The organism is Nitrospiria bacterium, assembly GCA_036397255.1.
Lineage (GTDB): Bacteria > Nitrospirota > Nitrospiria > DASWJH01 > DASWJH01 > DASWJH01.
The window spans coordinates 1-5,235 of record DASWJH010000033.1; the positions used below are offsets into that span (position 1 = coordinate 1).

Sequence of the window (5,235 nt, forward strand, 5' to 3'; positions counted from 1 at the left end):
TGACCGCCCAGTGCGGTTTCTCAAGCGTGAAAGAAAGTTCGTTCAAAAGCTCCATTGATCCTCCTTGCTGATTTTGTTTCCCTACTATACTTTTTCAACGCAAATTCAGCAAGTTGAATGTTAAAATACAGACTCTAAATAATTGGTGCAAAAGGCTGGACTCTCTTTTATAAAAACCCTCCGTATGGAGGGAATCTCCCAAGCGCAAAAGTTTATAATCTAAATGGTGTCCTAATTCATGGAGCAATGTTCGAAGGAATGTTTTAAAGGCAACCACCTGGCGCCGCTGTGCAGTCCGCATCCAGACGGTAATGACAGGAACGCTATTATCATTCGAGTCTTCATAAAGTCCATGGAGTTCACCCCAGGTTCGGGAAGGGCGTTTGGCAAGAACCTTTACCCGGACTGAAGAAACCTTCAAAGCGGAAGTTAAACAGGATACAAGTTTTTGACTGGATTGTTCCGTTTCCGTTCGATTTTCGGATCGAAGGGCATTGGAAAGGGCCATTACATAGGGATAAAGGTGTTTAACCTCCGGTAACGGAACGGAAGTAATACGGTCGCTTTCCTGATAAATTCGCTTTTGCTTAACCGTCAACCTATTGTAATAGGAAAAAACCATTTTTTTATTTTCCTAACATGGCCTCGGCAATCCCTAAAAGACTATAGACCTTGACCTGAGGAGAGTTTTGCTGTTTGACCCACCCCAGGGCGCCTGGGATATCACCTCTTTTAGCCTGTTTTTTAATAATTTCCTTAAAGGATTGACTCCTTAAGCCGTGGTCTTGAATTTTTCCGGCTGTTTGCCTTGCACCAACGATATCATTTCCATTGGATTGTATACTTGCAATGACCTTCAAGACCAGGCTCTTTTGAATGGGGTCCTGAAGAGCATCGAGTTGATCCAAGGCCCCCGTAACGTTTCCTTGCTGAGCTTGAATTTTTGCAATCTCCCCCAGGGCTTGATTCATCACCGCCTGGTTTCCAATGGAAGAGGCTGTTTTCAAAGCCTCTGGTGTATTTCCCGCTCGGGTTTGGGCTCGGACAATTTCAACCCAGGCAGCATTTTTAAAGGCATCCGTCTGAATCGCGGAAATCGTTTGAAGGGCCCCTTGTATATCCCCTTTCCCCGCTTGCCCCCGCGCTATTTCTCCCAGAGCCCTTTCCTTGGTGGGTTCATTCTGGATGGTTCCAGCGGTTTGAAGTGCGCCTGGGATATCCCCTGCCCTGGCCTGGGCCCTTGCTATTCCCATCAAGGCTTGGAACTGAGCATTACCCACTTCGATGCTGGAAATAGTTTTCATTCCCCCCGGGATATCCCCTTTGTTGGCTTGTGCAACAGCCACATGGCGCAGAGCATCATTTTTCGCCAAAGGGTCTTTAATGGCCATTGCCGTTTGGAGCGCACCCGATATATCTCCTTTGGTAAATTTTGCGATGACCACACTTCCTAAGGCTTGGTCTTTTTCTTTTTCATCCTGGATGCTATTCACAATTTGAGTGGTTCCGACCAGATCTCCCACAACCGCTTGGGATTTTGCAATCTGCTGGAGGGTCGAAAATCTTACTTTTTCATCTTCTATGGCTTCTACGGTTTTCAAAGCCCCGATCAGATCTCCCGCCCTTGCTTGAGCGGTAGCCACCGCCTGCAATGCTCCCACCTTGATCCTTCTATCTTGAATACCGTTCACCGCCTGAAGAGCATCCCCGAAGGTTTTCTCAGCCCCCCCTGAATCCCCCCTTCTGGACTGTGCCGCGGCGATTGCGGACAAAGCGGCACCCTTGGTTTTTAAATCCTGAATGGACCCCGCCGTTTGAAGGGCCCCTGTAAAATCCCCCTCCTTGGCCCGAAACATGGTTAAGGTGTGTAAAGCCTGTCCTTTTTTCCGTTCGTCTTCAATACCTCCCGCCGCCTGAACCGCCTCCTTGAAGGTTTGAGCAGCCGCATTATTTTCACCGGCTTTTAATTGAACCAATGCCACGTCCCGAAGGGCGTGGGTCCTCAATTCCTTATCTGGTATGGTTTTCGCTGCTTGTTTGGCCTGTTCGAGAACTTCTAGAACGGTTGGAACCGGATTAGCCTCTTCTTGCCCATAGGTTGGAATGACAGGTAAAAAACTTAAAAAAACAAAATAAAAAAACTTTTTGGTAAACCCCATATTTATCCCTCTCAAATTAAAGTTAAACCAAATCCGGTGTGATGGCCCAGGCTAAGCTCCATTGCCTTTCAATCTTTTCCAAACAAACCATTCCTGCGGTTGGAAATTGCAACAGAGAACAGTTAGAATTATTCATTAAAAGATGGCTGGCCAGTCGGCTTAAAAAAGGAAGATGCCCCACCAACATGAGGGGTTCATCTTCTTGATCAATCAAATTAGCAATAGGAAAAGGATCATCGTTTGGGGAAATTCCGGTGACCCGGATCACACCCTTGGGAGGATGGATCCTTTTACTTATAATTTCAGCAGTTTGTTCTGCCCGTTTTTTCCCGCTGTGGCGAATCTCCTTTACCTTAATGCCTGATTTTCCCGCCCATTGGGAAATCCTCTCAGCCTCCATTCGCCCTTTCTCGGTAAGAGACCTTTCAGGGTCTTCGCTTTCTAATTTGGCTTCCCCATGTCTAACCAGAAATAATTTCATACTCGTTTAGTATAGCGAAAAGAAGGCCCTGATCCTAACCTTTTTTGAACCCAATTTCACCAAACCATAGTATCCTTTATTCCCTTGACCCAATTTCAAAAGACCGCTAATCTTTAAAGATATCCCTGCCGAAGGAGAATAAAGACATCATTTCTAATTTCAACAAAAATCAGAGAGAGGAAACCATGAGTTTATTGATTCTTAGCCGTGTTTTAAAGGCAATTGTATTATCCGTCCTTATGTTTAGCCTAGGAGGGTGCCTATACGTAAATACTACGCTTCCATTAACCTGGGTTTCCAATACCCGTTTGGATGTTAAAGATCTAACCCTTGAAGAAAAAGAGATCACAGGACAATCAAAGTCACATACAATTTTGTTCTCCCTTATTTCTTGGGGAAATAGTGGTTTGGACGCTGCATTGAAAAATGCAAAGGAAACTGCTGGATTTGAGGTAAAAGAAGTCTATGATGTTAAAACAGATATAAAAATTTTTAACATCCTCTACTTATATGGAAGTCAAACCACGATTCTAAGGGCAAAGGTAGCAAATTAAAAAAATGAAAATTATTCTTAAAGGGGTGCTTGTTGTTTTTTTAACATTAACTTTTACCCCATCTTCTTGGGGGTTTGGTCCCCCTGGGCCTGGAAAGATCCCGAATCCACTTTTGTTTCTTCAAAGGGGTTTTCCGGTATTTCAAAATGTTACAACTCCTTTTTCATATCCATCTCTTAGACACTTAGATATATTAGAATTGATTGAAGCTAATGAAATCATAGAGGTAGAAGGTAAAAGCTCCGCACTTTTTATTTATTTTCCTTTTTCTTTCCGGGGGGCCCTTGACCCAACCAGCGGCTTTAAGGTTGAATTTGGGGACAGAGGTATCGCGCAGGCTATTTCAGATGCTAAGGACCGCTATCAAGTGGATTATGTATTTGATGTTCGTATCGATTTAAACATTGTGACCTATTTAATCTTATATAATAAAATTACCACAGTTATTCACGCCAAAGGTATTCGCCTCCAACCAGACCGACCGGGGGAAAAAAAACCATAACCTACCGAAGGACACCACAAACACCGAGGAAATTGGAAAGAAACTGATATTTACCACCAAAAAGTTTCCGAAAACTGGAAATCCCGAGGGTTCAGTTTCGGGATATTTACCGATTCTCCGGGGCAGGTCTGGTCCGATTTCATTCACCAAAACGATGAACTTTTAATTCTGGCGGATGGGGAGTTGGAATTGGAAATGCGGGGAAAAAGGATCCACTGTGAAATCGGAGAGGAAATCGTCATTCCCGCCGGAACATCCCATACGGTAAAAAACATAGGAAAAACGACCAATCGGTGGTTTTTTGGTTACAAAAGGTAACACCACACACTTAAAAAACCCTGAACCGGTTATGAGACTCGATTGACGATATCTTCCACTACCTTATCTCTATTCTTTATTTGAACTTCAAAAATCAAACAATTTGGATGATTCTTAATTCTTTGGATCATCCCTCCTCCTTTTTTGGCAATGGTGGCCAGAATGTTTTTTTGGGATTCAAATAAAGAAACAATCAGAGCATTAAATTTTGCTGACAGGCATTCCATCTTCCCAATCTCATCAATGATCACCAAATCGGACTGACTTTTTAATAGGTCAAGGTTTTCTAAAAATTCCTCGAACCCTTTCACATCTACCCCATAACGACCTACCCTGAAAGATCCCCCAAACTGGACGTGTGAAAGGGTTTGGGTGCCCCCACCCAAACTAACGGCTTTAAATCCCACCCGGCTTTTTTTCTCCCGGATTTCCCCCGTGTAAAACCCAACCGGGTTCATATTTTGTAAACATTTGGCTACTTTTTGAATTACCGTTGTTTTCCCAATACCTGGGATTCCGGTAATCAAGATTTTTTGAGGCACTTTATCCATGGGAAAGGATTGGAAGGGTAGTTACTTTTTTTTCATGGTTAGAAAACGTCCAAGAGAGTCCCACCGCAAATAGGACAGCAGTGTAAGAAGAAAGAATAAAATGGTTGCAGGCATGGTGGCAGAAATACCATCTCCATTGGAAAGGTGGGTATAGGCCGCCCCGACCATAATGACCATTAAACCCATTGCCGACAAGGTTGAAACCGGAGGGAATAGGAGTGCAAAACCCCCAAGGGCTTCTGCAGCACCGATAAAAAAAAGGAAAACTTCGCTGAATCCCCACGCCTGAAACCCCTTGACGATTTCCTCACTCCCGGCCAGTTTTGTTCCACCTGCAAGGACGAAAAAACCACCTAATACGATTTGAAGAATCCAGACACCGATCTTTTTAGCTGTCATTTAAAACCTTCAATAAAAAGTGGCTCATCGTGGAAGTGAGTGGGTAAATTTTGTCATTACCCGCCTGTCCGGAGGACACTTGCAAGCAGGGGAAAGCGAAAATCCAGGCCCTTCCCGTCATTCCCGCGAAAGCGGGAATCCAGAAGATGTTGATTTTTTGAATCCTGGATTCCTGCCTGCCGGCAGGCGGGCCCGATAAAAACATTCGGGAATGACGAACTGGATTTTGCAGGAACCTCTAATACTTCAAAGGCTTCAACCACAGAATGAC

The 5,235-nt window shown here is 44.2% G+C and carries 9 protein-coding genes; 3 read left to right on the top strand and 6 right to left on the bottom strand.

The genetic code is table 11. The features are described 5' to 3' along the window. Positions 1–94: 94 nt before the first annotated feature. From VGB26_04350 to sixA, 3 genes are read right to left on the bottom strand one after another with little or no spacing between them, the layout of a single operon-like run. Positions 95–622 carry a hypothetical protein gene (locus VGB26_04350; GenBank protein ID HEX9757014.1) on the bottom strand — a complete coding sequence of 176 codons (528 nt, stop codon included), beginning with the start codon at positions 620–622 and terminating at the stop codon, positions 95–97. Between the two features lie 4 nt (positions 623–626). Beyond that, complete coding sequence (locus VGB26_04355) at positions 627–2,159, bottom strand: hypothetical protein (protein HEX9757015.1); 1,533 nt, start codon at positions 2,157–2,159, stop codon at positions 627–629. Between the two features lie 22 nt (positions 2,160–2,181). After that, positions 2,182–2,640, bottom strand: a complete 459-nt coding sequence (gene sixA, locus VGB26_04360; GenBank protein ID HEX9757016.1) for a phosphohistidine phosphatase SixA — start codon at positions 2,638–2,640, stop codon at positions 2,182–2,184. A gap of 185 nt (positions 2,641–2,825) precedes the next feature. Between sixA and VGB26_04365 the strand changes: the two genes are divergently transcribed. The 3 genes from VGB26_04365 (at position 2,826) to VGB26_04375 (ending at position 4,014) form a co-directional block, all read left to right on the top strand. Next, the gene (locus VGB26_04365; GenBank protein ID HEX9757017.1) at positions 2,826–3,194 is read left to right on the top strand and encodes a TRL domain-containing protein; all 369 of its coding nucleotides are present in this window, start codon (positions 2,826–2,828) and stop codon (positions 3,192–3,194) included. Between the two features lie 4 nt (positions 3,195–3,198). Beyond that, the gene (locus VGB26_04370) at positions 3,199–3,696 is read left to right on the top strand and encodes a hypothetical protein (GenBank protein HEX9757018.1); all 498 of its coding nucleotides are present in this window, start codon (positions 3,199–3,201) and stop codon (positions 3,694–3,696) included. Positions 3,697–3,798: 102 nt separating this feature from the next. Continuing rightward, positions 3,799–4,014, top strand: a complete 216-nt coding sequence (locus tag VGB26_04375; GenBank protein ID HEX9757019.1) for a cupin domain-containing protein — start codon at positions 3,799–3,801, stop codon at positions 4,012–4,014. Positions 4,015–4,043: 29 nt separating this feature from the next. Here VGB26_04375 and VGB26_04380 read toward each other — a convergent pair whose 3' ends face one another. The 3 genes from VGB26_04380 to VGB26_04390 form a co-directional block, all read right to left on the bottom strand. Next, positions 4,044–4,556: an NTPase gene (locus VGB26_04380; GenBank protein HEX9757020.1), complete on the bottom strand. Its 513-nt coding sequence runs from the start codon at positions 4,554–4,556 to the stop codon at positions 4,044–4,046. A gap of 30 nt (positions 4,557–4,586) precedes the next feature. Beyond that, entirely contained in the window at positions 4,587–4,964 is a 378-nt protein-coding gene (locus VGB26_04385) for a DoxX family protein (protein ID HEX9757021.1), read from the bottom strand. A gap of 56 nt (positions 4,965–5,020) precedes the next feature. Then, positions 5,021–5,235 (bottom strand): hypothetical protein (locus VGB26_04390; GenBank protein ID HEX9757022.1); only part of this gene is annotated, 215 nt, incomplete at its 5' end.